Here is a 23489-nt window from a genome sequence, read left to right as displayed (position 1 = left end):
ATCTAATCTAACCCCTGTATATCCATCCACCACCGATATATGGTGGCACAAGCCACCAAATTAGGCTTGCAGCGTAACCACAATATATCGTAGTCTCTGCCACATCATTTAGTGGCTTGACAGGTTTTTGAATGTTCATCGACTGGCTGACGATTTCGCAGGAGCATCAGCATGATTTGCCGATCGTGTGCGACGTCCTGACCTTGACGATTGATGCTAATACCAATGAGGTGCTGAGCACCCGTCAGCCGCGCTTTAAGCATGAAGCCAGTTTTTCTACGTCAGTCACAGTTCACGTTCAGGGCCGTAAAGTTCGTGTTGAAGGAAATCCCAGCCGGGTAGGGCGGTTAGACAACTTATTCGGCTTCAGCTCCATCGAACAGTGCGTTTCAGTCTATAACTCGCTGTTGCGTGAGTACGGTCTGCCAGGATTCACCCGTTGTACTCGCCTTGATATTCGCCAAGGTCAGTCCGGCGCAAAATCCGGCGACCGTATTGCCGATGGGGCAAAGATTGAGCGAGTTGATCTGACCACCAACGTTTCGTTGGGGGAGGGGAACGTACTTGCATATCTGCGTGGTGTTTCTAGTCAGCGAATTGGGCACTCAATCGGTTTCTTGTACCCAAATGGGCGCACTGTTGCTTGGACTCCAAAAGGCAACGGCAAAGGCGGTCGCCTCCAGTATCGAAAGGCGTACGACAAAGCCTTTGAAATGGATCAGAACTGCCTTCCAAAAATAAAACGTGTTTTTGGCGAAGATTCACAAGAATACAAATATGTTCAGCGGGTTAAAGACTACTGCGCACAAGAAGGCGTGGTCCGTATGGAACAAGAACTTAAAAGCGAATATTTACAACGTGAAGCCCTTTGCTATTGGGGGCTATTTGATGAAAGGCGTCTGGCCGAACTCCACAGCGAGTTTCTTAAGATAGATGAAAAGTTAAAGGTGACCGCGATGGATATCGTAAGTATTAGCGAGCAGCTTCTTGCTGAAAACATTGTTGATACCACCCGCTCGGCTAATACCACGGCCATGTATGCTATTCAGTGGATGCACGGTCAACGCTTTGACTTTTCAAAGAAGCAAGTCCAAACCCATGCGGCTCGCCTTAACCGCATCGGAATCAATATTCGCAACGCATGTGATACCAGCCGCTTTGCTCCTGTATTCGTACGTCAATGTCGCGAAGTAACAAAAGGCACCCTTGTTATACCAACATGGTATCAACGCCCAAATCACCTTCAGCAGGTTGCAGCTTGAGAACAGTAAGCTTTCAAGGCATCCAACTTACAAGCGGCCAGCGGCAGCGTTTAGCTAGAGAAAACAAAGTACGGGATTCTTTCATTAACCCTGTACTTGCTCAGCAAGTAGAGCAAACGCTCAATAATGTTGAAATTCGGAAAGAGCAGGGCGCTAAGCCAGAACGCCTCTGGACCCTTGAACATCAAGAAACAGGAACAACCTGTATTGCTGAATGGATGGGTTTCTAATGGATAAAAGACAGTTCCAAGCTCTTCGCTGGAATGTAGAGACAGACATTCGTAATCACTTGAGCGACGAATCGTTAGTAAACAGCATCGCAAATGATGTGATGCGAACTGTACTGACGGAGCTTTCAAGTCAAGCTGTCTCTCGGCAACGTAATAAGCGTCAATTTTTAACCTTCAGGCGTAATCCTGAAGTCATTGCGCCCAGTTGGGCATACCGTAAGCCCGGCACTGTTCCTGGCTTTCCAACATTGAGATAAGGGCATCACATGTCTAACGTTATTGTGGTTGAAATTACAGGCAATTTCCGTAGCGGTACCGCCGCAAAATCTGGAAAGCCGTACTGCATGTTTGAAGCATATGCGCACTTGCCGAATATTCCATATCCGCAGAAGTGTACTTTTTATGCTGAAACTCCGCAGCAGGTTCCCCAGCCTGGAAAGTATGAATGTGATGTGATTGCGCACGTGCGGGATGATCGCCTTATTTTTGAAGTCGATCCGCGCCAAGGACGCCGCATTAGCGCTAGTCCCGCCGCTTCTTCGGCTTCTCAGAAAACTGCGTAATGTCCGGTTTATTGCATTGCCCTGGTGAGCTCATCATTCAGGGTGGTGCTCCCTCGTGCTCGGTCGATTGGGTTTCTGTTCCTTACATTGTCCCTTTTGACCCTTCACAACTTGATCCAGTTATTGTGGCTCAAGCTTTTGGTGCCGGTTTCACCCTGGTCGCGAGCTTTATGGTTATGTCGATGGGGATTCGGGCGTTTTTAAATTTCATCAAGCAATCTTGAGGATTTACCCATGTTCAAAAAAACCGTTGCTGTTGCTGTTTTGGCTGCAGGATCCGCTCCGGCTGTTTTCGCCGAGGGCTGGGACTATACCGGCCTGACTTCCTCTATCGACTTCAGCACCATTTCGGTTGGTGTGTTGGCTGTGGCTGGCATCCTTGCCGGTGTTTATGCTGGTATCAAGGGTGCGAAAATCGTTCTCGGATTCCTGCGCGGATGACTCTCTTTTAGTGCGTGACCTGGGCGTCTTCGGGCGCCCTTTTTTTCTCTGAATTTTGGGGAACAGCATGGATCAGCTCTATTACTTCGCAATGTTTTGCATCGGTACAGGTTGCGCTTTTGCAGTCTTTACAGGGTGGTGAAATGAGATATTTCCTTGCGCCACTATTCGTTTTGGTTTTCATTTATTCCTCTAGTGCTTCGGCTGGCTGGGTTTGTTCCTCAACCGCCCTTTACCCCATTCAGTGTGCAGCTGCTGCTGACTCGCCTACAGCAGAGCAGTTTTCGGCTGTATACCTTGCTGCTTTCGACGATAGTGGGCTTTATAAGAACTATGCTCCGGGTTCCTGTATAGCGGACTCGCCAACTAGAAAAATCTGCACCTATACCTACACGCATGGTGGCAATCCTAGAAGTGCATCATTTTCTATCATTGGTTCGGACACGGTTACTTGTGAGGACACCTTAGAGTCTCGCGGGCCTGATTCAACGGCTATCAAGTCAGACAATAAATACTATATTTCTTGGTCTGTCTCGTCCGTCACCCAAGACATTTGCCATAATTCTTGCTCTTACTTAGCTTCCTCGGCAGCTGCAAGTACTTGCTACCTTAATACCGGCTCTACTTCTTCCGGGTTTTGTAATTACGTTGTAGGGCTGGACTCGTCAAATCCGGCCTGTACCGGCGAAGTTGGATATCAGCAACCGAGTATTGGTGACTCTCTAACCATAACCACGCCGACTGATCCCGGCGGCGATGGAGGTGATGTGTGTGAGTCTGACCCTAATGCTGAGGGGTGTTCGACACCAGGTGAGGGGGCCGGTGGTAGTTTCGATGGAGAGCTATCATTCAAATCACCAGGTCAATTAGATATTGAAAAATTCACCGACGAAAAGAACGCAGGTCGTTATCAAGTCTTTTTATATAAGATGCAGGCCGATCTATACGACTCTCGCACAGGGATGGCGTTACAGAATTTTCGTTTCAGTATCAATTCAGGCGGCGCAGCATGTCCCGCAGCCTCATTCACCGTGCTGAATACTCCGATTTTCATGGATACTCACTGCCGCCTCTTTGACGCTATTTCTCCAGTTTTGAGCATTGTCTTTTTGGCTGCATGGTCTGTCTTAGCTATGCGCATTGTTTTGTCAGCTTGAGGTGGTTTTATGTCTGGTTTCGCGGATTGGCTCTTGGATATCCTGCAACAGATATTGCAGTTTGTTGTTGATATCCCCTTTGCGGTGATTGATTGGTTGTGGCGAGCTCTTTTGAACTTGATTGACTCAAGTTTCATCGTTGACGCAATTGAAAATGCGGCTGCTTTGTTCTCACAAATTCCGGCAAGCGTTTGGTATTTCATGGATATGATGCAGCTTACCGTTGGTATTCCTTTAATCACGAGCGCCTATTTTTTGCGCTTTCTAATTCGTCGTATTCCTTTTATAGGGTGACTTATGGCCATTCATGCTTATGTAGGTAAGCCTGGGCACGGCAAAAGTTACGGCGTTGTTGAACACGTTGTGATTCCGTCGCTTAAACAAGATAGGCATGTTGTAACCAACATACCGCTCTCCATTGATGACCTCTTGTCTACCTATGGTGGCAATATCACTCAGTTACCAGACAACTGGTTCGAATTACCCGACCTTTCCGAGATTATTCCCTCGGGTTGTGTGGCTATCATTGACGAGTGCTGGAGACGCTGGCCAGCAGGCCAGAACGTAAACCATGCTAATTTTACTGATAAGTCATTGCTTGCTGAGCATCGGCATCGGGTAGACGCCAATAACAATTCGATGCGTGTTGTCCTGGTAACTCAAGACCTTGCACAAATTTCCTCATGGGTACGCCTGCTGATTGAGACCACTTACCGTATTCGGAAAATCACTAAAAAAGCGTTCAAGGTTGATATCTATAACGGCGCCGTCACTGGGGATGCTCCTTCTAAGTCAAAACTTGTTAGGACTACCGCCGGCACTTTTAAACCTTCCATTTACTCCTTTTATAAGTCTGCTACTCAGTCGAGTTCAGGTGCTGTAGGCGACGAATCGTCAGCTGATGGTCGATCTAGTATTCTTCGCTCTTTCGGACTTTGGTCAACGTTTGGTGCTTTTGTCATTTTTATTGGTCTAGGTATTTATGGAGTTAAGAAATTCTTTTCTTCCTCTAGCCCAGGTGTGAGCAACGCAACTTCGGAGCCTGTTAAGCAGCCCATCAAACCTGTTGAGGTTCCTATTTCAAGCAGTTGGCGTCTAGTCGGTTTTGTTCATCCTTCTAAGCCTGATCCATCCTCCAGGGTTGTATCTGAGGCTCTTGCCTTGATTGCCGACAACAATGGAAACACCCGATACATTTCTTTTTCTCATTGCCGTTATTTTCCCGACTTTACTGAAGCTTATTGCCTGGTAGACGGTCACAAGATTACCAATTGGTCACTGAAAAAACCGAACCCAATTACAGGAGGATTAATTGGGGGTGGTCTTTAGCGTAGCGCAAAGAACGCCCCCAATTAATCCGCTCGTTATCTGGACCTAATTCCATGGATGCTCTAAAAATTATTCGCCGTTTTTACCTTGTCATATTCTTTTTTTGTTCTGTTTCTTTTTCTTATGCAGAAACTACTCCTCAAGAGCTGACATTTGATTTTCAGAGCATTCAAGTGTCTGCTGCCTTGCAGCTTCTTGCTGATTATCGTGGTCTGAATCTTGTGCTAGACGGAGAGGTTAGCGGCTCGATTTCGATGCGAATGAGAGATGTCACCTGGGATGAAGCTATAGAGTTTGTCACCGGCTCTCGCGGACTGCTTTACAGCGTCGAAGGTAATTTTTTGCGCGTCAGTGCTTATCCACGCGCTGATGGCTTGCAAGAAACTCTTCAGGCCATTTCCGGCCCAGAGGATACTGCTTCGTCGGCTATTTCACCGTCTTATAGAATTTCTGTGCTCAAGGTACGAAACATCCCGTCGCAAGATGCTATCAAGGCGTTTCCGCTCGACCAGGGTGAAAGCTTAAATGCGGAAGAGGGATCGTCTGTGGTTGTCGCCCGAATGAGCGCCGAACGTTTGGCGGATCTGCGTACTTATCTGGAGGCCGTTGATTATTCTCGTAAGCAAGTGATGATTGAGGCTCGTATTGTCGAGGTTGACCGGTCGTATTCAAAGAATCTCGGTATTCAATGGTCCGGTTCTGTTGGTAGCGGTGCCGGTACTTTGATTGGCAGCGTTCCACTAGGCCTGACACCAGCGGCTATCGCTGGGTTTGGGATTACATCCAGGTCGTTCAATTTGGATGCTGAGCTGAACGCAATGGAGCAGGCGGGTAGGGGGCGTGTAATCTCCAGTCCGCGCGTTTTTACGACTGATCGGCATCAGGCGAAGATCATTAAAGGTTCTCAGGTTCCATACCAGCAGTCGGCCGGTGACGGGGCTACGTCCGTCTCTTTTAAGGAAGCCGCGCTTTCGCTTGATGTCACTCCGATTGTGAACGATGCCGGAGTTCTCCTGGACGTAATTCTGTCGAAGGATGAACCTGATTACTCGAAGGCGATGAACGGGGTGCCGCCGATCAACACCACATCGCTGACTTCTCGGGTGTTTTCGGGATTTGGCAAAACTGTTGCTCTTGGAGGTGTATATTCTGATGCTGACAGCACTGTCGTTCGTAGTGTGCCGTTTTTCGGGCAGATTCCAGGGCTCAAATGGTTGTTCACCAGTCGCTCCACTGTGAAGACTGAAACCGAGCTGGTTTTGTTTCTAACTCCGCGCTTGGTGGATGCCTCATATAACTAAACTAAATGAATATTTAGTGTAGTTATTCCTCGCAGTCATAGTATGAGGGTAGGGTAGCTCATCTGGTGAGCTAGGGGTAGCTCATCCATGATCGCTAACGTTCATGCATGCACGCTAGCGTTCAAGAATGAGCTAGGGGTAGCTCAAATGAAGGAGAATTTTGATGCAGCAGCACCTTACGCCTTGGATGATCGAAAGCGCTTACCGCTATTGGGAAGCCGCCAAACACCTGCTTACTGGGCACGATATGATGGCTGTTGCTCAGGTAAATGCTGCGATCGGCATGGAGATTTTGCTGAAAAGCTTCGTTGCCGTGCCCAATGGCAACCACGGCCAGGTCAATGAAACCTACGACCTTGACGCCGATTTGATTAAGAACGCGCATCGCGAGTTGCAGCACGCAGGCAAGATTGCGGCTGACAAGCGCGTCGACAAGCACGATTTGCTCACGCTTTTCCATGCAGTGCCTGCTGATATCCGGTCGCGACTTCGATTTGACCAGGAGGAAGAATGGATTGAGCGTTATCGCAATGTTTTCACAAACGCTCGCTATCCATATGAGGCCAACTCGCCGAAAGGCTACAGCGACACGCTGGTTTACGTGCTTGGCCAGATGATCGAGAACGTCGTGAAGTGGTACCGCGAGCAAGGGTGCCGTGACCCGTTCATTGTTTACTACGGAATGACGCCAGCTGAATTCCAGCCTGAGGCGGCCAAGCAGGCCGATCCGTCATGAGCCTGGCTTCAAATCTGCCCACCCTCGGCCCCGGTAGCTCCATACGAAGGTGCGCATAATGAGGTGCACGTTATGTTAGCGAAGCCGGCCCGCCGGCCGAATCAGGCGCCGGGAAAATCGCGAAGCCCCGGCGCCGGATTTACACATAGCGTGCATTATGCGACGCCTAGCCAAACGTGAAATTTGTCGCCTCTTCGGTTGCTATGTTATTGAAAAACTGAACATCTTCATCAGTAAGCAGCCTGGAATCCTCTTTTTTTCTACAGCCCTTCAGTAAGATGTGAGGTCCTAGTGGCAAGAGAAGGCGTGTTGGATAGCTATCCGCGGAGATGAAGCGACTCCCTTCAGAATGCAGGATTTGCCAAGAAATGCCTGAGTAGTTGGCAAGGTTGCTTGGATCACCCAAGCGATCTTTGATATCTAGAGCTGTCGCAAAACGGCTTTTTGCTGTGCCGCCGTTTAAAGGCAGCTTGCCAAGTGACTCCACGAACTCTTCCAGACGTTTATCTATTTCACCTGGCATGTTGGGGATCAGTTGCCGTGCTGGAGATGGATTCAAAGCATACCAATGCCTAAGCACCCAGAGCAGGTGATAGGATGAAATAGCCTCATGGTCCTCAATGATTCCGTTGGCTTTTATTCGCTTGACCTCTGCATCAAATGGGATCTCGATTGGCCAGCTCAGATGTTGCTCGATCTCCTGGGACCACGCCCGTTTCGCCAAGAAACGCTGGTTGCCGACACCGTAACGCTCTGTGAGCCCTGTCTTTTTGTCCGTGACGGAAACCTTATTGTCGGACCCGACAAAGTTCTTAAGGACCGCTTCCATGTGGAAGTGCTGCTTTTTAGTCAGCTGAAATTCATTCCCTTCAGACGTGGGCTCGTATGTCATCCGTGTTTCCTTTTGAGAGATTTTTGGTGATTCTCGGTATGTATGAGTCCCGGAAAGATGTATTTCCGTGACTAATGACCATAGCCGCGGCTGTGTGCCTGGTTGGGAAGGAGCAACGTGACGACCCAGCCAGGTGCACAGACGGGGCCGACAAGCGTAGCGCGTCAGTCTCGATCCAATTCGTCACTTTAGGGACCGTAGCTAGCCCCATTGCGCAGGCGGCCCGCCCCAGGTTTTTATCGGTCCCTGGAGTGACGAATCGTGAGCAGGAGTAGGGCAGACGTAATTTTTTGCAAAAAAAACCGCCTTGAGATGGCGGTTTTCTTTCGCTGGATACAGTCACGTGTAGCCTTGGATCATGTTTCATCAGCACCAGGGCGTCAACTTAAAACAAGCCAATGGCTGCTCCAGAATTAGATACAGCAACAGCTTTGGTGACGGCAGAAAGCAGCTTCATTTCTGGCTCACGGATTGCCTCGCCTTTGAATTCTTTGCTCGACACGTAATATTTTTCGCCGTTCGCTTCAACGGCGAGGCCCCAAATCGTTTCCGATTGAGGCTGACCCTCTGTGTAGGACAGCGCCTTGGGGATCACCTGGGTGATCGTGTCGAGGCGTATCCAGCGCTGCTGGGAAGGGTCGTTGCGAGGCCGATATTTTTCATGAAGCGGCGTTACCTGCACCCAAAATGGGACCTTTTGATCGTCGGAAAATTTAATGCCGTCTCCAGGGTTCAGCTCCTTCATAAGCGCAGAAATGATAGATTCCTGCGCGTCTTTCGGCATGCTCTTGAACTCGGAGGGCATCTTCTCTCCTATGCCGCTTACGCCGCTTATGAGCAGGTACTCGTAGATCGTCTGATCGTGGGTTTCTCCCGTGCCGTACTGGTCCAGCTCGTCTCTGATGGCCTGTTTGACGGACTCCCCGATTTTGTCCAGCTCACTCTTGATCGAGGATTTGACTGACTGAGCGATTCTGTCAGACATGTTTTCAACGGTCATTCCTGCATCTCCTTTAGACGATTGTTCATCCTGATTACTACCCCTTGACCATTTCTGGTCGCATCGCAGCTGGCTTCCGGTTATCCGCTTTGTCGGCTGCAAGGTGGGGGTGTTGTTACACCCCCACTTTACCGTGGTTTCCCACGGTCACTTACGAGGAGGCCAAGCAGGTTTTTCCGCGCTATTTCTTCCAGCTTCGTTCTCGATGGTCGCCAAGAGAGACGTCATCACGCTACGTGCCAGAGGCTTTATGTTGTCTGGTAGGTCACCGAATCTCCTGAGCAGGGCCCTCATTTCTGGTGCCACATCTCGCTCCGATTCATCAAGCAAAATTTCGTCTGTCGAGCAGCCGAAAAGCTTCGCCATGCTCACCACCTTGTCGCCAGGAGGGGCATTTTTTCCTTTCTCCCAACCCGCTACGGTGTTTTCGCCGCTACCGATGGCTTCGGCCAGAGACCTCTGAGAAAGGCCCATGTCCTCGCGCTTGATTCTGATGTTTTCGCCGATGCTCATTTGGATTTCAATCGCGCCAGTGTGATGCATCTAATCTAACCCCTGTATATCCATCCACCACCGATATATGGTGGCACAAGCCACCAAATTAGGCTTGCAGCGTAACCACAATATATCGTAGTCTCTGCCACATCATTTAGTGGCTTGACAGGTTTTTGAATGTTCATCGACTGGCTGACGATTTCGCAGGAGCATCAGCATGATTTGCCGATCGTGTGCGACGTCCTGACCTTGACGATTGATGCTAATACCAATGAGGTGCTGAGCACCCGTCAGCCGCGCTTTAAGCATGAAGCCAGTTTTTCTACGTCAGTCACAGTTCACGTTCAGGGCCGTAAAGTTCGTGTTGAAGGAAATCCCAGCCGGGTAGGGCGGTTAGACAACTTATTCGGCTTCAGCTCCATCGAACAGTGCGTTTCAGTCTATAACTCGCTGTTGCGTGAGTACGGTCTGCCAGGATTCACCCGTTGTACTCGCCTTGATATTCGCCAAGGTCAGTCCGGCGCAAAATCCGGCGACCGTATTGCCGATGGGGCAAAGATTGAGCGAGTTGATCTGACCACCAACGTTTCGTTGGGGGAGGGGAACGTACTTGCATATCTGCGTGGTGTTTCTAGTCAGCGAATTGGGCACTCAATCGGTTTCTTGTACCCAAATGGGCGCACTGTTGCTTGGACTCCAAAAGGCAACGGCAAAGGCGGTCGCCTCCAGTATCGAAAGGCGTACGACAAAGCCTTTGAAATGGATCAGAACTGCCTTCCAAAAATAAAACGTGTTTTTGGCGAAGATTCACAAGAATACAAATATGTTCAGCGGGTTAAAGACTACTGCGCACAAGAAGGCGTGGTCCGTATGGAACAAGAACTTAAAAGCGAATATTTACAACGTGAAGCCCTTTGCTATTGGGGGCTATTTGATGAAAGGCGTCTGGCCGAACTCCACAGCGAGTTTCTTAAGATAGATGAAAAGTTAAAGGTGACCGCGATGGATATCGTAAGTATTAGCGAGCAGCTTCTTGCTGAAAACATTGTTGATACCACCCGCTCGGCTAATACCACGGCCATGTATGCTATTCAGTGGATGCACGGTCAACGCTTTGACTTTTCAAAGAAGCAAGTCCAAACCCATGCGGCTCGCCTTAACCGCATCGGAATCAATATTCGCAACGCATGTGATACCAGCCGCTTTGCTCCTGTATTCGTACGTCAATGTCGCGAAGTAACAAAAGGCACCCTTGTTATACCAACATGGTATCAACGCCCAAATCACCTTCAGCAGGTTGCAGCTTGAGAACAGTAAGCTTTCAAGGCATCCAACTTACAAGCGGCCAGCGGCAGCGTTTAGCTAGAGAAAACAAAGTACGGGATTCTTTCATTAACCCTGTACTTGCTCAGCAAGTAGAGCAAACGCTCAATAATGTTGAAATTCGGAAAGAGCAGGGCGCTAAGCCAGAACGCCTCTGGACCCTTGAACATCAAGAAACAGGAACAACCTGTATTGCTGAATGGATGGGTTTCTAATGGATAAAAGACAGTTCCAAGCTCTTCGCTGGAATGTAGAGACAGACATTCGTAATCACTTGAGCGACGAATCGTTAGTAAACAGCATCGCAAATGATGTGATGCGAACTGTACTGACGGAGCTTTCAAGTCAAGCTGTCTCTCGGCAACGTAATAAGCGTCAATTTTTAACCTTCAGGCGTAATCCTGAAGTCATTGCGCCCAGTTGGGCATACCGTAAGCCCGGCACTGTTCCTGGCTTTCCAACATTGAGATAAGGGCATCACATGTCTAACGTTATTGTGGTTGAAATTACAGGCAATTTCCGTAGCGGTACCGCCGCAAAATCTGGAAAGCCGTACTGCATGTTTGAAGCATATGCGCACTTGCCGAATATTCCATATCCGCAGAAGTGTACTTTTTATGCTGAAACTCCGCAGCAGGTTCCCCAGCCTGGAAAGTATGAATGTGATGTGATTGCGCACGTGCGGGATGATCGCCTTATTTTTGAAGTCGATCCGCGCCAAGGACGCCGCATTAGCGCTAGTCCCGCCGCTTCTTCGGCTTCTCAGAAAACTGCGTAATGTCCGGTTTATTGCATTGCCCTGGTGAGCTCATCATTCAGGGTGGTGCTCCCTCGTGCTCGGTCGATTGGGTTTCTGTTCCTTACATTGTCCCTTTTGACCCTTCACAACTTGATCCAGTTATTGTGGCTCAAGCTTTTGGTGCCGGTTTCACCCTGGTCGCGAGCTTTATGGTTATGTCGATGGGGATTCGGGCGTTTTTAAATTTCATCAAGCAATCTTGAGGATTTACCCATGTTCAAAAAAACCGTTGCTGTTGCTGTTTTGGCTGCAGGATCCGCTCCGGCTGTTTTCGCCGAGGGCTGGGACTATACCGGCCTGACTTCCTCTATCGACTTCAGCACCATTTCGGTTGGTGTGTTGGCTGTGGCTGGCATCCTTGCCGGTGTTTATGCTGGTATCAAGGGTGCGAAAATCGTTCTCGGATTCCTGCGCGGATGACTCTCTTTTAGTGCGTGACCTGGGCGTCTTCGGGCGCCCTTTTTTTCTCTGAATTTTGGGGAACAGCATGGATCAGCTCTATTACTTCGCAATGTTTTGCATCGGTACAGGTTGCGCTTTTGCAGTCTTTACAGGGTGGTGAAATGAGATATTTCCTTGCGCCACTATTCGTTTTGGTTTTCATTTATTCCTCTAGTGCTTCGGCTGGCTGGGTTTGTTCCTCAACCGCCCTTTACCCCATTCAGTGTGCAGCTGCTGCTGACTCGCCTACAGCAGAGCAGTTTTCGGCTGTATACCTTGCTGCTTTCGACGATAGTGGGCTTTATAAGAACTATGCTCCGGGTTCCTGTATAGCGGACTCGCCAACTAGAAAAATCTGCACCTATACCTACACGCATGGTGGCAATCCTAGAAGTGCATCATTTTCTATCATTGGTTCGGACACGGTTACTTGTGAGGACACCTTAGAGTCTCGCGGGCCTGATTCAACGGCTATCAAGTCAGACAATAAATACTATATTTCTTGGTCTGTCTCGTCCGTCACCCAAGACATTTGCCATAATTCTTGCTCTTACTTAGCTTCCTCGGCAGCTGCAAGTACTTGCTACCTTAATACCGGCTCTACTTCTTCCGGGTTTTGTAATTACGTTGTAGGGCTGGACTCGTCAAATCCGGCCTGTACCGGCGAAGTTGGATATCAGCAACCGAGTATTGGTGACTCTCTAACCATAACCACGCCGACTGATCCCGGCGGCGATGGAGGTGATGTGTGTGAGTCTGACCCTAATGCTGAGGGGTGTTCGACACCAGGTGAGGGGGCCGGTGGTAGTTTCGATGGAGAGCTATCATTCAAATCACCAGGTCAATTAGATATTGAAAAATTCACCGACGAAAAGAACGCAGGTCGTTATCAAGTCTTTTTATATAAGATGCAGGCCGATCTATACGACTCTCGCACAGGGATGGCGTTACAGAATTTTCGTTTCAGTATCAATTCAGGCGGCGCAGCATGTCCCGCAGCCTCATTCACCGTGCTGAATACTCCGATTTTCATGGATACTCACTGCCGCCTCTTTGACGCTATTTCTCCAGTTTTGAGCATTGTCTTTTTGGCTGCATGGTCTGTCTTAGCTATGCGCATTGTTTTGTCAGCTTGAGGTGGTTTTATGTCTGGTTTCGCGGATTGGCTCTTGGATATCCTGCAACAGATATTGCAGTTTGTTGTTGATATCCCCTTTGCGGTGATTGATTGGTTGTGGCGAGCTCTTTTGAACTTGATTGACTCAAGTTTCATCGTTGACGCAATTGAAAATGCGGCTGCTTTGTTCTCACAAATTCCGGCAAGCGTTTGGTATTTCATGGATATGATGCAGCTTACCGTTGGTATTCCTTTAATCACGAGCGCCTATTTTTTGCGCTTTCTAATTCGTCGTATTCCTTTTATAGGGTGACTTATGGCCATTCATGCTTATGTAGGTAAGCCTGGGCACGGCAAAAGTTACGGCGTTGTTGAACACGTTGTGATTCCGTCGCTTAAACAAGATAGGCATGTTGTAACCAACATACCGCTCTCCATTGATGACCTCTTGTCTACCTATGGTGGCAATATCACTCAGTTACCAGACAACTGGTTCGAATTACCCGACCTTTCCGAGATTATTCCCTCGGGTTGTGTGGCTATCATTGACGAGTGCTGGAGACGCTGGCCAGCAGGCCAGAACGTAAACCATGCTAATTTTACTGATAAGTCATTGCTTGCTGAGCATCGGCATCGGGTGGACGCCAATAACAATTCGATGCGTGTTGTCCTGGTAACTCAAGACCTTGCACAAATTTCCTCATGGGTACGCCTGCTGATTGAGACCACTTACCGTATTCGGAAAATCACTAAAAAAGCGTTCAAGGTTGATATCTATAACGGCGCCGTCACTGGGGATGCTCCTTCTAAGTCAAAACTTGTTAGGACTACCGCCGGCACTTTTAAACCTTCCATTTACTCCTTTTATAAGTCTGCTACTCAGTCGAGTTCAGGTGCTGTAGGCGACGAATCGTCAGCTGATGGTCGATCTAGTATTCTTCGCTCTTTCGGACTTTGGTCAACGTTTGGTGCTTTTGTCATTTTTATTGGTCTAGGTATTTATGGAGTTAAGAAATTCTTTTCTTCCTCTAGCCCAGGTGTGAGCAACGCAACTTCGGAGCCTGTTAAGCAGCCCATCAAACCTGTTGAGGTTCCTATTTCAAGCAGTTGGCGTCTAGTCGGTTTTGTTCATCCTTCTAAGCCTGATCCATCCTCCAGGGTTGTATCTGAGGCTCTTGCCTTGATTGCCGACAACAATGGAAACACCCGATACATTTCTTTTTCTCATTGCCGTTATTTTCCCGACTTTACTGAAGCTTATTGCCTGGTAGACGGTCACAAGATTACCAATTGGTCACTGAAAAAACCGAACCCAATTACAGGAGGATTAATTGGGGGTGGTCTTTAGCGTAGCGCAAAGAACGCCCCCAATTAATCCGCTCGTTATCTGGACCTAATTCCATGGATGCTCTAAAAATTATTCGCCGTTTTTACCTTGTCATATTCTTTTTTTGTTCTGTTTCTTTTTCTTATGCAGAAACTACTCCTCAAGAGCTGACATTTGATTTTCAGAGCATTCAAGTGTCTGCTGCCTTGCAGCTTCTTGCTGATTATCGTGGTCTGAATCTTGTGCTAGACGGAGAGGTTAGCGGCTCGATTTCGATGCGAATGAGAGATGTCACCTGGGATGAAGCTATAGAGTTTGTCACCGGCTCTCGCGGACTGCTTTACAGCGTCGAAGGTAATTTTTTGCGCGTCAGTGCTTATCCACGCGCTGATGGCTTGCAAGAAACTCTTCAGGCCATTTCCGGCCCAGAGGATACTGCTTCGTCGGCTATTTCACCGTCTTATAGAATTTCTGTGCTCAAGGTACGAAACATCCCGTCGCAAGATGCTATCAAGGCGTTTCCGCTCGACCAGGGTGAAAGCTTAAATGCGGAAGAGGGATCGTCTGTGGTTGTCGCCCGAATGAGCGCCGAACGTTTGGCGGATCTGCGTACTTATCTGGAGGCCGTTGATTATTCTCGTAAGCAAGTGATGATTGAGGCTCGTATTGTCGAGGTTGACCGGTCGTATTCAAAGAATCTCGGTATTCAATGGTCCGGTTCTGTTGGTAGCGGTGCCGGTACTTTGATTGGCAGCGTTCCACTAGGCCTGACACCAGCGGCTATCGCTGGGTTTGGGATTACATCCAGGTCGTTCAATTTGGATGCTGAGCTGAACGCAATGGAGCAGGCGGGTAGGGGGCGTGTAATCTCCAGTCCGCGCGTTTTTACGACTGATCGGCATCAGGCGAAGATCATTAAAGGTTCTCAGGTTCCATACCAGCAGTCGGCCGGTGACGGGGCTACGTCCGTCTCTTTTAAGGAAGCCGCGCTTTCGCTTGATGTCACTCCGATTGTGAACGATGCCGGAGTTCTCCTGGACGTAATTCTGTCGAAGGATGAACCTGATTACTCGAAGGCGATGAACGGGGTGCCGCCGATCAACACCACATCGCTGACTTCTCGGGTGTTTTCGGGATTTGGCAAAACTGTTGCTCTTGGAGGTGTATATTCTGATGCTGACAGCACTGTCGTTCGTAGTGTGCCGTTTTTCGGGCAGATTCCAGGGCTCAAATGGTTGTTCACCAGTCGCTCCACTGTGAAGACTGAAACCGAGCTGGTTTTGTTTCTGACTCCGCGCTTGGTAGATGTGCCTATATAACTAAACTAAATGAATATTTAGCATAGTTATAATCTACCGTTATCAGCAGAAAGGGTAGCTCACCTGATGAGCTAGGGGTAGCTCATCCTTGTTCGCTATCTTCCAAATTTGTACGGTAGCTATCAAGGGCACGCATAATCAGCACGTGTAATCGGTAACAGCCCCATAAATCAGGGGCTTGAGCGCTCAGTGACGGCAATCGATCCTGAGTGACGATTGTTTTCCTGCATAATGATGATGGCTTCCTGCCGCCAGGAACGCTTAGTCATCATTCAAGGAGAGCTCCATGGAACTGGTTCAGGCTACGAAATTCAATCGTGTGGTTGGGAATATCTTTGAAAAGCTCGCTTCGAGCTTTCCGCTAACTATTCAGCTCGATGCCTCTGCAGCGGGCTTTGACGTCGTTGGTGGATACAACACCATCGAGGGTGAGCAGATTCACGTTCCGCCGAGCGAAGACGAGCTTTTCTTCGGTGGCTGCGTACATTGGCTGATCGAGGAAGGCTATGTTCGAGTCTCTAAAAGCTGGGAAGTCCAATTCCGCGGTGCGGTTCTGACGCAGAAAGCATTGGCGTTGACCAACCTTGAACCCATGGTCCTGAAACGCGGCGCTTACTAAGCATGCCAGGCCAGGGCTGGTTAGCCCTGGTCAAATCTGCCCACCCATGGCCCCGATAGCTCCATACGAAGGTGCGCATAATTAGTATTATGTTAAATGACGTGTTTGGAAGTGCCCGTCCGTATTCTTATCCAGTTTCATCATTCACCGGCTGGGTTTTCAACAATCACCGGTTCCTTTTCCTATCAGAGAGATAGCTGAGAAAGCTCGACCACGCCTCCACACCTGTTCACCAATCACCGGTTGGTATTGACGTTGGTTTTGATTGGACTAGACCTAATGGTATGACCCGCACTCTTAAGCTGCAAAGGAATCAGCAGTGCCTCCATTCGTACCGTTTCCTATCTTCCCGCCTTACCGACTATGGCAACCTGGGCAATCCTATCCTGTGCCCGACAACTATGAAGTCATGGCACGACTCGAGGAAGTTAATCCGGTAGCTCTACCTTTTACGAGCGTCTATTTCTGCTATTCGTTCCTGCGCTGGTACGCTATTACAGCTCCCAGGCGAGCGTTTGACTACGCCTTAGCCGTACAGCCTCTGGAGGTTTTGCTCCTCTGGAGTTTTCAAAACAATAGAGCTGTGATTGATCTTGAGAAAGCTGACATCGAAAACGTTTTGCGCTTTTACGTCGCTCCTCCGTCCTCGTGGTCAGCTCCGCCAGTCTCAAAGTACCTGGAGGATGCAAGGCCGTTCTCCGAGTGGCGTATCAATCCTCGCTGGCGACCATTAAACCGTACGTACGATACAGCAGGAGATTCAAAACCAATCGTGCGTCAGGCTACCGCTGATCGGTTCAGGGTGCTGAGGGATTTTTTCAGCTTTTATCTAGGCTTGATCAGAAGCAAAAAGGAAAATCCGGTGGTGGCTTTCAGAATTTTGCAAAAATTGCAGGTTCCAAGAAGCCCTCAAGTCTCCGCGTTCACAGAGCGCCAGCTCAACTGGTTCTTCGAATACTCCATCCATAGTTGTCAGCCCCAGGCTCTCAAAATGGCCGTCTTTCTGAGTTTGGCGCGGTACACAGATCACAGCGCGTCCGAGATCGTGGGTAGTGAGCTCAGTACGACGACTCTTGATCAGTTTCAGCGCGGGCGGGATGGCTGGCATTTTTCAATTGCCAACGACTCCAGCGGGCGTGAACCGCTGCCAGCTCAATTCACGGCAATTTTTGATAATTATCTGCGTGCTGCTGGATTGAGTCCTGAAACTCCTCTGCCCCGCTCGCCCTTATTCTTAAATCAGCGCTTCAACACAGGTGTAAACAAGGCAGCATTAGTGAGTGAGCTGGGGCGTTTCCGGTTGGCTGTCGCTGCGGCAGCTCAAGATAGCAGCGATGCCGAAGTACGTGCAGCGGTGGAACTCTACAAAAAAATGTCCTTCAGCTTGGTAAAGCGATCAGCAAAGATGATTTACTGACGCGAAAATCACTTTAATATCTCCAGCTCTCAACTAATTCGGCTCCAAATTCGGATTTCCACTGCTTTAATTTACCATTATTCGCACCACGTGTTTCCAGCACTTCGCCAGTACGGGGGTTTCTGTAACGTTTAATCGGGCGTTCATTTTTTTTGGAGCTAGGTTTCGAGAGCTTAGGAATAGTCTCTGATTCTGGGTTGGTAGCATTCATAGAACCCTGCTGGTCGGCTAACTCAGGGCGTAATAATACCAGTATATCGCGAGGCTCGAACTGGTATTTGGCAGCCAGCGAGTCTAACTCTGTCAAAAAGCGAAGCCCCTTGATAACCTCTGCATCTCTGATTAACGAGTCGGCAGCCTGGTACTCAGAGTCCAGCCTTCGGTTGACCCGAAAAATCTCAGCGAGTTTATCCATTTAGGTCTCCTCGCATAACACTTGTCGTGTGCTGGGTGCGTCCAATTTGATTTTTCCCGCGCTTTCGCCACTGATTTCTATTTTGTGGTCTGAATCATCCGGGGCAGTCTCCAAATCAATCTGATCGCTGAGGCGACTGACATACAGCATTGTTGTGTTTGGATAGGCAGGCTTTTCTATATTAGGATCTCGAGCGATAAGTAGATCTGCCACGTATGAAGAGTCGTAGCCATATCTTTTAATCAGCTCTGTAAGCTCCTTGAAAAACTCGAGATCTAACTCATAATCTTGCGAAGACTGGATGGACTTAATCTCTTTCACAGCTTCCGTCAGCCTACGCTCCGCGTTGCGAAGGTTGATCAAGGTATGAGGACGAGTCATAACATCCAGCCTCTGGCAGCCATTGCGTATTGACAGTGTAGCGTAAGGGCTCCTTTGCTTGAAGTCCCGCAGAAGGTGGTCGCTAGCAGGTAATCCAGACTGAATCTATAAATAATTCAAGGAAATCAGAAGGTTGCGTTTAAGTCAGATATCTATCCGTCTGCGGCAAAACGCTTCATACCGATAAAATCTATCGCTCGCACGCGCATTTTTCCTGTGATTCGCTTCCAGTCGATGTGCGTAATGTTTCATGCATCTGGCGGGTACAGTGCCTCCTCGTGGGCTAGTAGGTGCTAATTTTAGCTTGTGTGAGGCTGCGTCAATACTCGATAAAATCAACTTGACGAGACCATTGTCAATTCAGCGATAATTATTCAATGTGCGAGCCTTTTAATTGAACGACAATAAAGAGGAGGGCTTTTGCCCTCCTCCCCTTTGCTAAGGTCGTAAGTCCTCAGATTTTTTTGAAAATCTGCTCGAACTCTTCAGTCGTCATAATTTCTGCCTCTGAAATAGGTTTCCGGGCGTGTAGGCTTGTCTGCTTCAAGGTCATTGACTTCGAGATCTTGTGAAAAATAGCTTCTACTGTTCCGCCCATTTGCTTAGGGCGATGGGAGCGGTGAATGATCTCAATCCCCGCCTCTAGGGCCATTTGCTTAAGCTGTGCAGACGTAAAGTCGTGATCCACATCAAGCTGGAAGATGTGGTAACCGTTGGTTCCATTCCCTCCATCATTATCACCATGCACAGGCGAATCGAGCGCATCGGTCAAAGCGTCGACCTCTACAGCTTCTGGATTGTCAGCAAATGAAACAGCGCTTCCAAGGACGGTACCAGAGGTTTTATGGACAACAACAGCTACCCAAGGGCGTCCAATTGAACCGTCATCTCTTCGAACAAGCTGATCCACTAGCCTGCTTTGAATAACTGCGGTGATGTCCTCGACCGGGTTGACTCCCTCCAAGATCAATCCAGAGCGGCCCGCTTTCGCATGAGTGAGTAGCACATTGATTTTCCGCTGCTTCGCGTCAGGTGCAATGCTTTGCAAAGAGATTTCGGCATGCGCGTGCCATGAACGACGCGCTTCCCAAATTGGCTCATGAAATGAAAAACGTTGGTCAGGGCTCAGCTTGTAACTCGAGCTCCAATCTGGCCCAAGGTGCCATCCCTGTGCTGGGTTGTTTGTCAAAGCTGCGATTACTGCGTTCATTCCATGACGCTCAAGGTAAGCATCCACGCTTGGAAGTACTTGAGCTGGCAGGCATTCCTCCAGCGCCGCTATGCACTTGGGCAACACCTTGCCTGGAAGCTCGAACAGCTCAGCAGCACGACATTCGCCAAGCTCTTGGTCGAGAACGATGAACTCTGCATCGGACAGATGATACTCAAGCTCTTGATCATCCTCTTCGTGTTTAAGCGCCCTGTAGGTGTGGTAGCCAAGGAGCGCAGCCAGGACTTCCTGGAGTTTCGCATGCCCCACTTCAATTCCTGCCGCGAGCAGTTCCGCTTTAACATGTCGAGCAGCATGGGTGAGAATGTTGGCCATCTCATGATCCTCAATCGCTGTCTTTACTGCTGGTCGCTTTATCTGTCGCAAGACAGCTGAGTCACAAGATGAAAAGTGATGGGTGAAGAACCTCTTTGAGTCGACCAGAGCTGAGGTGAGGCAACCTCACTTGACTGTAACTCATTCGCGGTAAGTGGAGCATCCAACTCGATGGGTGGCTAGGTACGGATGAGAAGTTAGCAATTTGCTAACACCGATTTTTCACCATTTGCTAATTAGTTGGCGAGTATCAACAGCATCATTTAGAATTCGGCTCCCTCAGCGATTCAGGTTTCATAGGTGCATAGTGAAATTTCTATTCCGCCTTTGGGATTTCTGCTTCCCGGATCGAAGGTCAGAAGCCGAGAAAGCGCGTGAGCGTCAATTCATCGAGGCGGTCAACAGCCTCAAGACGCTCAGAATGACTGACCGCGGCACGATGTCGATCGATCCAGAGGAGATTCGCGGCCAGATAATAGAGAGTCGCGAGCACTTGAAGCACCTGGTTGATCCGGCGCATAGAAAGGCCAGCAGAGCGCCAACTAAAAGCTGAATACGTAGGTCTTGGCGTGCCCCGCTGGGGACGGCTGTCGTAAACAGCGCCACCGGCTGGCGCCGGCGTCCCTGCCCGCTGGGCTTCCATCCTCACGCCTTCGGCCGGAGGCCTGCGCGCTCCGCTTGCCATCGAGTACCTGAGCGCTATGGCAAGGTGGCCAGCGCTCATGATTGCACCTCGGATGGTCAACCGCGGATCTTGTGGCCTTGGCGCTTCAGTGTTTCAAAGAGGCAGTGGCGTTCGTACATTTCAAGCGTTTGCCCGCTTGCCTCAAGCAGCTTCTCCATGATCCAGGCCGCGTCTTCTTTCGAGAATGAATAGCCGGAGCATTCGAACTCCATTTCAACACCACCAGGTCTGACAGTCTTGATAGAGACTTCTGCATAGCCCTCGGGAAACGGCATGAGTTCGGGGCTAGCTTTACTGAAGGGAATCTCACCGGTTGCGTTCAAATGCCAGTCCACGAACAACCTGTACTTTCGTTGCAGTAGTGGCTCGTCTTCTCTGACCACTGCCGTAGTCAGCTCTGCATTGGGCTGCTCCACGATGGCAATCGCTTCGGCCAGGTAGAAAGCCAGCTCATAGGCAACTGCTGAGCCGAATTCAAGTCCGTTAGAGTCAAACTCGAGCCTTACACCACCCTCGCCTACGCCCTTGATCGCACAGTCCCAGTGCTTATGAGAATCACTTTCGCGCCAGCAGCGAATTTGACGTTGAAATATTTGAGTGGCTGGTGCGGTACTGATGTTCGAATTCATTAAATCCTCAGTTGAGACAGTGGGTCTATCATCATAAACGGATGATTCTCTGAGAACTTGAGTTTTATTGAGAAATTTTTTTGTATCTTTTACGAGGCGCCACCGCTTCTAGGCGTCTTGGGCCTGTGGCCGCCCTCCTTACGTCTACTACACCACCCGCTCGCCAGAGGCGCTATTCAAAATCAATCCTAAAGCGCTTTATATACTGTATATAATTGGCTCTGTGACTGTACATACGTGCAGATATCACGCCCCTCCACTGTTGTGTTATCTTCCCATCATCGATTCAGACCGCTGAAAAATTCCAATAGAAATGCCCCAGTGGTCTGCACATCCCTCTCTTCAGTCAAAGACATTACATGGCCACATCAAACGCAGTATTTCAGCGACTCAGCGGCGCCGATGAGTCGGGCAGTATTCAAATGCCCAAGAAGCAATTGGACGCATCGCTACAGATGTTTCAGATCGACATGCTCGCGTCCAACCTCGAGGCCTACTCAGTTGATCCCGCACGGGCTCGTGCCAAGTATCCGTGGGCGACTCGGTTTGCCATGGGACACCCCCTGGCTCCCTGGCAACGGCCTTCAGTTTGGACTGAGGAGCAGCAGGTTCGGTTTATCACTTCAATTTGGATGGGTTCAGATCTTGGATCTTACCTGGTGAACGGTTGGTATGAGTTTGCTGATGGTGGCGCCTATGCGCTGAACAGCGAGGTATTGCTAGATGGCCAGCAGAGGCTCACAGCCCTGGAAGGCTATCTGCTTGGCAGGTTTGGCGTGCCCGATGCGGATGGGTGTGTGCGGTATTGGGCGGAGGTCGGTGACAAGGAACGTAAGCGTTTCCTGGCGATGCCCTTCGCTCAGGCCCGGGTGCATTCGAGTGATGAGGCTGCGCTGCGTAAGGTCTACGATCTTCGTGCCTTCGGTGGAACGGCACATACCGAAGATCAGCGGGCATCGGCTTAGCGGGCAAGTGCGCTGACAGAGATTTTAGCGTGCCCCTCTGGGGTCGGCTGTCGTGAACCGCGCCACCGGCACGCCGGCGTCGCGGCCCGCTGGGCTTCCATCCTCACGCCTCCGGCCATTGGCCTGCGCGCTCCGCTTGCCGCTATGGGTGCCCTTACATGACAGATGTGTCAGGGCACCACCTCCTGGTTAGATCCAATCCTCCTCACGATATGCTTGCATTCTCGTCACCTGTGGTCGCTCAGGAACGGTTTAACGCTAACCTACGATCGCCGCGGGATTAAAGGGAGGGGCGCCTTGCGGTTCATGCCTTGTGAGAAGGGTCGCGTCGGATAAACCCGCCCTCCTCCATACAGCTATTTGTAAAGCTTGCTGAAGCGTCCGGATAACGATGCTGGATCCATAGTCTTCCATGCTTCGGGATCAGCGGTGCAGTTGATCATTTTCCACGCTCCCCAAAGGAAAAATCCTCCTGCCAAGCTGGCCTCAACCAAGGCAATTGTCGTGACCTCTGCTATTGAAGGCATGAACAAGCCTGAAAAGCGCAGCAGAGCAACAGTGACTGGCCATCCGATCACGAAGGCCGCGCAGAAGGCAATGACAGCGTAGACCGCTAGGGTTAGTGGCACCTGCCACCGATAATTCGTTGCAAACGCCTTCTTTCCGTCGCTTTTCTTGAAGCCATACAAGACTCCAAAATTTTTATCTCGGTGCTTCGAATTTTTGAAGATCGTGTACAGGGTAACCTGGTCACCTGAGTCCAACTCTTCGAAAAAATCAGTTTCCATCTGCATGTTGGGTATTACGTGCCCGTCTAGGCTCACGTTGGCCTTCACGCCCTTCGACATTTGATTGACTACCCTGACGTAGTCGACTTTCCCGGAAACCTTCGTACAGTCAAATTTAATCACAACGCTCCCTTAGTGCTCTGTTGCGAACTGGGTTCTGGACGCTGGTGGCCAACCCACTGATCAAGCTTACTCAAGCGTTCAACACGTACGCTCTGTGCGGTGTCACACGTCTCCAAGGAGGCCGCGGTGCCCCATGCGGCTTAGATCTGTGGCGAGGCATGTATGGCCGTAAATCTCGCCATTTCACGA

The 23489-nt window shown here is 49.6% G+C and carries 31 protein-coding genes; 22 read left to right on the top strand and 9 right to left on the bottom strand.

Annotated elements, in window-relative coordinates; genetic code table 11:
• Positions 1–131: 131 nt before the first annotated feature.
• From ACK56M_RS14670 to ACK56M_RS14625, 10 genes are all read left to right on the top strand, one after another.
• Complete coding sequence (locus tag ACK56M_RS14670; protein ID WP_411959593.1) at positions 132–1262, top strand: phage/plasmid replication protein; 1131 nt, start codon at positions 132–134, stop codon at positions 1260–1262.
• Positions 1259–1492, top strand: a complete 234-nt coding sequence (locus ACK56M_RS14665) for a hypothetical protein (RefSeq protein WP_411959592.1) — start codon at positions 1259–1261, stop codon at positions 1490–1492. Before ACK56M_RS14670 ends, ACK56M_RS14665 begins: the two co-directional genes overlap by 4 nt.
• A gap of 266 nt (positions 1493–1758) precedes the next feature.
• Positions 1759–2055 carry a propanediol utilization protein gene (locus tag ACK56M_RS14660; RefSeq protein WP_411959591.1) on the top strand — a complete coding sequence of 99 codons (297 nt, stop codon included), beginning with the start codon at positions 1759–1761 and terminating at the stop codon, positions 2053–2055.
• Entirely contained in the window at positions 2055–2279 is a 225-nt protein-coding gene (locus tag ACK56M_RS14655) for a hypothetical protein (RefSeq protein WP_411959590.1), read from the top strand. Before ACK56M_RS14660 ends, ACK56M_RS14655 begins: the two co-directional genes overlap by 1 nt.
• A 10-nt stretch (positions 2280–2289) precedes the next feature.
• Positions 2290–2496 carry a hypothetical protein gene (locus ACK56M_RS14650; RefSeq protein WP_411959589.1) on the top strand — a complete coding sequence of 69 codons (207 nt, stop codon included), beginning with the start codon at positions 2290–2292 and terminating at the stop codon, positions 2494–2496.
• A 143-nt stretch (positions 2497–2639) separates the two neighbouring features.
• The gene (locus ACK56M_RS14645; RefSeq protein ID WP_411959588.1) at positions 2640–3653 is read left to right on the top strand and encodes a hypothetical protein; all 1014 of its coding nucleotides are present in this window, start codon (positions 2640–2642) and stop codon (positions 3651–3653) included.
• Between the two features lie 9 nt (positions 3654–3662).
• Positions 3663–3947: a hypothetical protein gene (locus ACK56M_RS14640; protein WP_411959587.1), complete on the top strand. Its 285-nt coding sequence runs from the start codon at positions 3663–3665 to the stop codon at positions 3945–3947.
• A 3-nt stretch (positions 3948–3950) separates the two neighbouring features.
• Complete coding sequence (locus tag ACK56M_RS14635; RefSeq protein ID WP_411959586.1) at positions 3951–4982, top strand: zonular occludens toxin domain-containing protein; 1032 nt, start codon at positions 3951–3953, stop codon at positions 4980–4982.
• A gap of 53 nt (positions 4983–5035) precedes the next feature.
• Positions 5036–6283 carry a hypothetical protein gene (locus ACK56M_RS14630; RefSeq protein ID WP_411959598.1) on the top strand — a complete coding sequence of 416 codons (1248 nt, stop codon included), beginning with the start codon at positions 5036–5038 and terminating at the stop codon, positions 6281–6283.
• 163 nt (positions 6284–6446) lie between these two features.
• The gene (locus tag ACK56M_RS14625; protein WP_411959597.1) at positions 6447–7019 is read left to right on the top strand and encodes a hypothetical protein; all 573 of its coding nucleotides are present in this window, start codon (positions 6447–6449) and stop codon (positions 7017–7019) included.
• 166 nt (positions 7020–7185) lie between these two features.
• Here ACK56M_RS14625 and ACK56M_RS14620 read toward each other — a convergent pair whose 3' ends face one another.
• The 3 genes from ACK56M_RS14620 to ACK56M_RS14610 form a co-directional block, all read right to left on the bottom strand.
• Positions 7186–7911 (bottom strand): hypothetical protein, encoded by a 726-nt coding sequence (locus tag ACK56M_RS14620; protein WP_411959596.1) that lies wholly within the window; start codon positions 7909–7911, stop codon positions 7186–7188.
• Between the two features lie 385 nt (positions 7912–8296).
• The gene (locus ACK56M_RS14615; RefSeq protein ID WP_411959595.1) at positions 8297–8911 is read right to left on the bottom strand and encodes a hypothetical protein; all 615 of its coding nucleotides are present in this window, start codon (positions 8909–8911) and stop codon (positions 8297–8299) included.
• Between the two features lie 147 nt (positions 8912–9058).
• Entirely contained in the window at positions 9059–9424 is a 366-nt protein-coding gene (locus ACK56M_RS14610) for a helix-turn-helix domain-containing protein (RefSeq protein WP_411959594.1), read from the bottom strand.
• A 159-nt stretch (positions 9425–9583) separates the two neighbouring features.
• Between ACK56M_RS14610 and ACK56M_RS14605 the strand changes: the two genes are divergently transcribed.
• The 11 genes from ACK56M_RS14605 (at position 9584) to ACK56M_RS14555 (ending at position 17768) form a co-directional block, all read left to right on the top strand.
• Positions 9584–10714 (top strand): phage/plasmid replication protein, encoded by a 1131-nt coding sequence (locus tag ACK56M_RS14605; protein WP_411959593.1) that lies wholly within the window; start codon positions 9584–9586, stop codon positions 10712–10714.
• Positions 10711–10944, top strand: coding sequence for a hypothetical protein (locus tag ACK56M_RS14600; RefSeq protein WP_411959592.1), 234 nt, complete (start codon positions 10711–10713; stop codon positions 10942–10944). Before ACK56M_RS14605 ends, ACK56M_RS14600 begins: the two co-directional genes overlap by 4 nt.
• A 266-nt stretch (positions 10945–11210) precedes the next feature.
• Positions 11211–11507 carry a propanediol utilization protein gene (locus tag ACK56M_RS14595; protein ID WP_411959591.1) on the top strand — a complete coding sequence of 99 codons (297 nt, stop codon included), beginning with the start codon at positions 11211–11213 and terminating at the stop codon, positions 11505–11507.
• On the top strand, positions 11507–11731 hold the full coding sequence (locus ACK56M_RS14590; protein WP_411959590.1) for a hypothetical protein: 225 nt from the start codon (positions 11507–11509) through the stop codon (positions 11729–11731). The genes ACK56M_RS14595 and ACK56M_RS14590 overlap by 1 nt, the downstream gene beginning before the upstream one ends.
• 10 nt (positions 11732–11741) lie before the next feature.
• A complete protein-coding gene (locus tag ACK56M_RS14585; RefSeq protein WP_411959589.1) occupies positions 11742–11948 on the top strand; it encodes a hypothetical protein in 207 nt (68 codons plus the stop codon).
• 143 nt (positions 11949–12091) lie between these two features.
• Positions 12092–13105: a hypothetical protein gene (locus ACK56M_RS14580; RefSeq protein ID WP_411959588.1), complete on the top strand. Its 1014-nt coding sequence runs from the start codon at positions 12092–12094 to the stop codon at positions 13103–13105.
• A 9-nt stretch (positions 13106–13114) separates the two neighbouring features.
• Positions 13115–13399 carry a hypothetical protein gene (locus tag ACK56M_RS14575; protein WP_411959587.1) on the top strand — a complete coding sequence of 95 codons (285 nt, stop codon included), beginning with the start codon at positions 13115–13117 and terminating at the stop codon, positions 13397–13399.
• Between the two features lie 3 nt (positions 13400–13402).
• A complete protein-coding gene (locus tag ACK56M_RS14570; protein ID WP_411959586.1) occupies positions 13403–14434 on the top strand; it encodes a zonular occludens toxin domain-containing protein in 1032 nt (343 codons plus the stop codon).
• Positions 14435–14487: 53 nt separating this feature from the next.
• The gene (locus ACK56M_RS14565; RefSeq protein WP_411959585.1) at positions 14488–15732 is read left to right on the top strand and encodes a hypothetical protein; all 1245 of its coding nucleotides are present in this window, start codon (positions 14488–14490) and stop codon (positions 15730–15732) included.
• A gap of 286 nt (positions 15733–16018) precedes the next feature.
• Complete coding sequence (locus ACK56M_RS14560) at positions 16019–16351, top strand: hypothetical protein (protein WP_411959584.1); 333 nt, start codon at positions 16019–16021, stop codon at positions 16349–16351.
• Between the two features lie 319 nt (positions 16352–16670).
• Positions 16671–17768 (top strand): hypothetical protein, encoded by a 1098-nt coding sequence (locus tag ACK56M_RS14555; RefSeq protein WP_137138341.1) that lies wholly within the window; start codon positions 16671–16673, stop codon positions 17766–17768.
• Positions 17769–17781: 13 nt separating this feature from the next.
• On the opposite strand, the gene ACK56M_RS14550 is transcribed toward ACK56M_RS14555, so the two are convergent.
• The 5 genes from ACK56M_RS14550 to ACK56M_RS14530 form a co-directional block, all read right to left on the bottom strand.
• Entirely contained in the window at positions 17782–18183 is a 402-nt protein-coding gene (locus ACK56M_RS14550; RefSeq protein WP_411959583.1) for a histone-like nucleoid-structuring protein, MvaT/MvaU family, read from the bottom strand.
• Complete coding sequence (locus ACK56M_RS14545; RefSeq protein ID WP_102084020.1) at positions 18184–18564, bottom strand: hypothetical protein; 381 nt, start codon at positions 18562–18564, stop codon at positions 18184–18186.
• A gap of 454 nt (positions 18565–19018) precedes the next feature.
• On the bottom strand, positions 19019–20110 hold the full coding sequence (locus ACK56M_RS14540; protein WP_170977526.1) for a hypothetical protein: 1092 nt from the start codon (positions 20108–20110) through the stop codon (positions 19019–19021).
• 355 nt (positions 20111–20465) lie between these two features.
• Positions 20466–20630 carry a hypothetical protein gene (locus ACK56M_RS14535; RefSeq protein ID WP_170977525.1) on the bottom strand — a complete coding sequence of 55 codons (165 nt, stop codon included), beginning with the start codon at positions 20628–20630 and terminating at the stop codon, positions 20466–20468.
• 221 nt (positions 20631–20851) lie between these two features.
• Positions 20852–21424 (bottom strand): hypothetical protein, encoded by a 573-nt coding sequence (locus tag ACK56M_RS14530; protein WP_102084024.1) that lies wholly within the window; start codon positions 21422–21424, stop codon positions 20852–20854.
• Positions 21425–21783: 359 nt separating this feature from the next.
• On the opposite strand from ACK56M_RS14530, the gene ACK56M_RS14525 reads away from it, so the two are divergent.
• Positions 21784–22389, top strand: a complete 606-nt coding sequence (locus ACK56M_RS14525) for a DUF262 domain-containing protein (protein WP_241523235.1) — start codon at positions 21784–21786, stop codon at positions 22387–22389.
• A 356-nt stretch (positions 22390–22745) separates the two neighbouring features.
• Here ACK56M_RS14525 and ACK56M_RS14520 read toward each other — a convergent pair whose 3' ends face one another.
• A complete protein-coding gene (locus tag ACK56M_RS14520) occupies positions 22746–23183 on the bottom strand; it encodes a hypothetical protein (RefSeq protein WP_241523237.1) in 438 nt (145 codons plus the stop codon).
• Positions 23184–23489 lie beyond the last annotated feature (306 nt).

The sequence above is a fragment of the Pseudomonas sp. s4 genome (assembly GCF_046764235.1).
Taxonomy (GTDB): Bacteria; Pseudomonadota; Gammaproteobacteria; order Pseudomonadales; family Pseudomonadaceae; genus Aquipseudomonas; species Aquipseudomonas asiatica.
This window is presented reverse-complemented; position numbering and strand designations above follow the sequence as displayed.

Coding starts and splice junctions, on each gene's coding strand:
- ACK56M_RS14670 (WP_411959593.1), top strand. CDS start 132: ATGTTCATCGACTGGCTGACGATTTCGCAGGAGCATCAGCATGATTTG.
- ACK56M_RS14660 (WP_411959591.1), top strand. CDS start 1,759: ATGTCTAACGTTATTGTGGTTGAAATTACAGGCAATTTCCGTAGCGGT.
- ACK56M_RS14655 (WP_411959590.1), top strand. CDS start 2,055: ATGTCCGGTTTATTGCATTGCCCTGGTGAGCTCATCATTCAGGGTGGT.
- ACK56M_RS14650 (WP_411959589.1), top strand. CDS start 2,290: ATGTTCAAAAAAACCGTTGCTGTTGCTGTTTTGGCTGCAGGATCCGCT.
- ACK56M_RS14645 (WP_411959588.1), top strand. CDS start 2,640: ATGAGATATTTCCTTGCGCCACTATTCGTTTTGGTTTTCATTTATTCC.
- ACK56M_RS14640 (WP_411959587.1), top strand. CDS start 3,663: ATGTCTGGTTTCGCGGATTGGCTCTTGGATATCCTGCAACAGATATTG.
- ACK56M_RS14635 (WP_411959586.1), top strand. CDS start 3,951: ATGGCCATTCATGCTTATGTAGGTAAGCCTGGGCACGGCAAAAGTTAC.
- ACK56M_RS14630 (WP_411959598.1), top strand. CDS start 5,036: ATGGATGCTCTAAAAATTATTCGCCGTTTTTACCTTGTCATATTCTTT.
- ACK56M_RS14625 (WP_411959597.1), top strand. CDS start 6,447: ATGCAGCAGCACCTTACGCCTTGGATGATCGAAAGCGCTTACCGCTAT.
- ACK56M_RS14620 (WP_411959596.1), bottom strand. CDS start 7,911: ATGACATACGAGCCCACGTCTGAAGGGAATGAATTTCAGCTGACTAAA.
- ACK56M_RS14615 (WP_411959595.1), bottom strand. CDS start 8,911: ATGACCGTTGAAAACATGTCTGACAGAATCGCTCAGTCAGTCAAATCC.
- ACK56M_RS14610 (WP_411959594.1), bottom strand. CDS start 9,424: ATGAGCATCGGCGAAAACATCAGAATCAAGCGCGAGGACATGGGCCTT.
- ACK56M_RS14605 (WP_411959593.1), top strand. CDS start 9,584: ATGTTCATCGACTGGCTGACGATTTCGCAGGAGCATCAGCATGATTTG.
- ACK56M_RS14595 (WP_411959591.1), top strand. CDS start 11,211: ATGTCTAACGTTATTGTGGTTGAAATTACAGGCAATTTCCGTAGCGGT.
- ACK56M_RS14590 (WP_411959590.1), top strand. CDS start 11,507: ATGTCCGGTTTATTGCATTGCCCTGGTGAGCTCATCATTCAGGGTGGT.
- ACK56M_RS14585 (WP_411959589.1), top strand. CDS start 11,742: ATGTTCAAAAAAACCGTTGCTGTTGCTGTTTTGGCTGCAGGATCCGCT.
- ACK56M_RS14580 (WP_411959588.1), top strand. CDS start 12,092: ATGAGATATTTCCTTGCGCCACTATTCGTTTTGGTTTTCATTTATTCC.
- ACK56M_RS14575 (WP_411959587.1), top strand. CDS start 13,115: ATGTCTGGTTTCGCGGATTGGCTCTTGGATATCCTGCAACAGATATTG.
- ACK56M_RS14570 (WP_411959586.1), top strand. CDS start 13,403: ATGGCCATTCATGCTTATGTAGGTAAGCCTGGGCACGGCAAAAGTTAC.
- ACK56M_RS14565 (WP_411959585.1), top strand. CDS start 14,488: ATGGATGCTCTAAAAATTATTCGCCGTTTTTACCTTGTCATATTCTTT.
- ACK56M_RS14560 (WP_411959584.1), top strand. CDS start 16,019: ATGGAACTGGTTCAGGCTACGAAATTCAATCGTGTGGTTGGGAATATC.
- ACK56M_RS14550 (WP_411959583.1), bottom strand. CDS start 18,183: ATGGATAAACTCGCTGAGATTTTTCGGGTCAACCGAAGGCTGGACTCT.
- ACK56M_RS14545 (WP_102084020.1), bottom strand. CDS start 18,564: ATGACTCGTCCTCATACCTTGATCAACCTTCGCAACGCGGAGCGTAGG.
- ACK56M_RS14540 (WP_170977526.1), bottom strand. CDS start 20,110: ATGGCCAACATTCTCACCCATGCTGCTCGACATGTTAAAGCGGAACTG.
- ACK56M_RS14535 (WP_170977525.1), bottom strand. CDS start 20,630: ATGCGCCGGATCAACCAGGTGCTTCAAGTGCTCGCGACTCTCTATTAT.
- ACK56M_RS14530 (WP_102084024.1), bottom strand. CDS start 21,424: ATGAATTCGAACATCAGTACCGCACCAGCCACTCAAATATTTCAACGT.
- ACK56M_RS14525 (WP_241523235.1), top strand. CDS start 21,784: ATGGCCACATCAAACGCAGTATTTCAGCGACTCAGCGGCGCCGATGAG.
- ACK56M_RS14520 (WP_241523237.1), bottom strand. CDS start 23,183: ATGCAGATGGAAACTGATTTTTTCGAAGAGTTGGACTCAGGTGACCAG.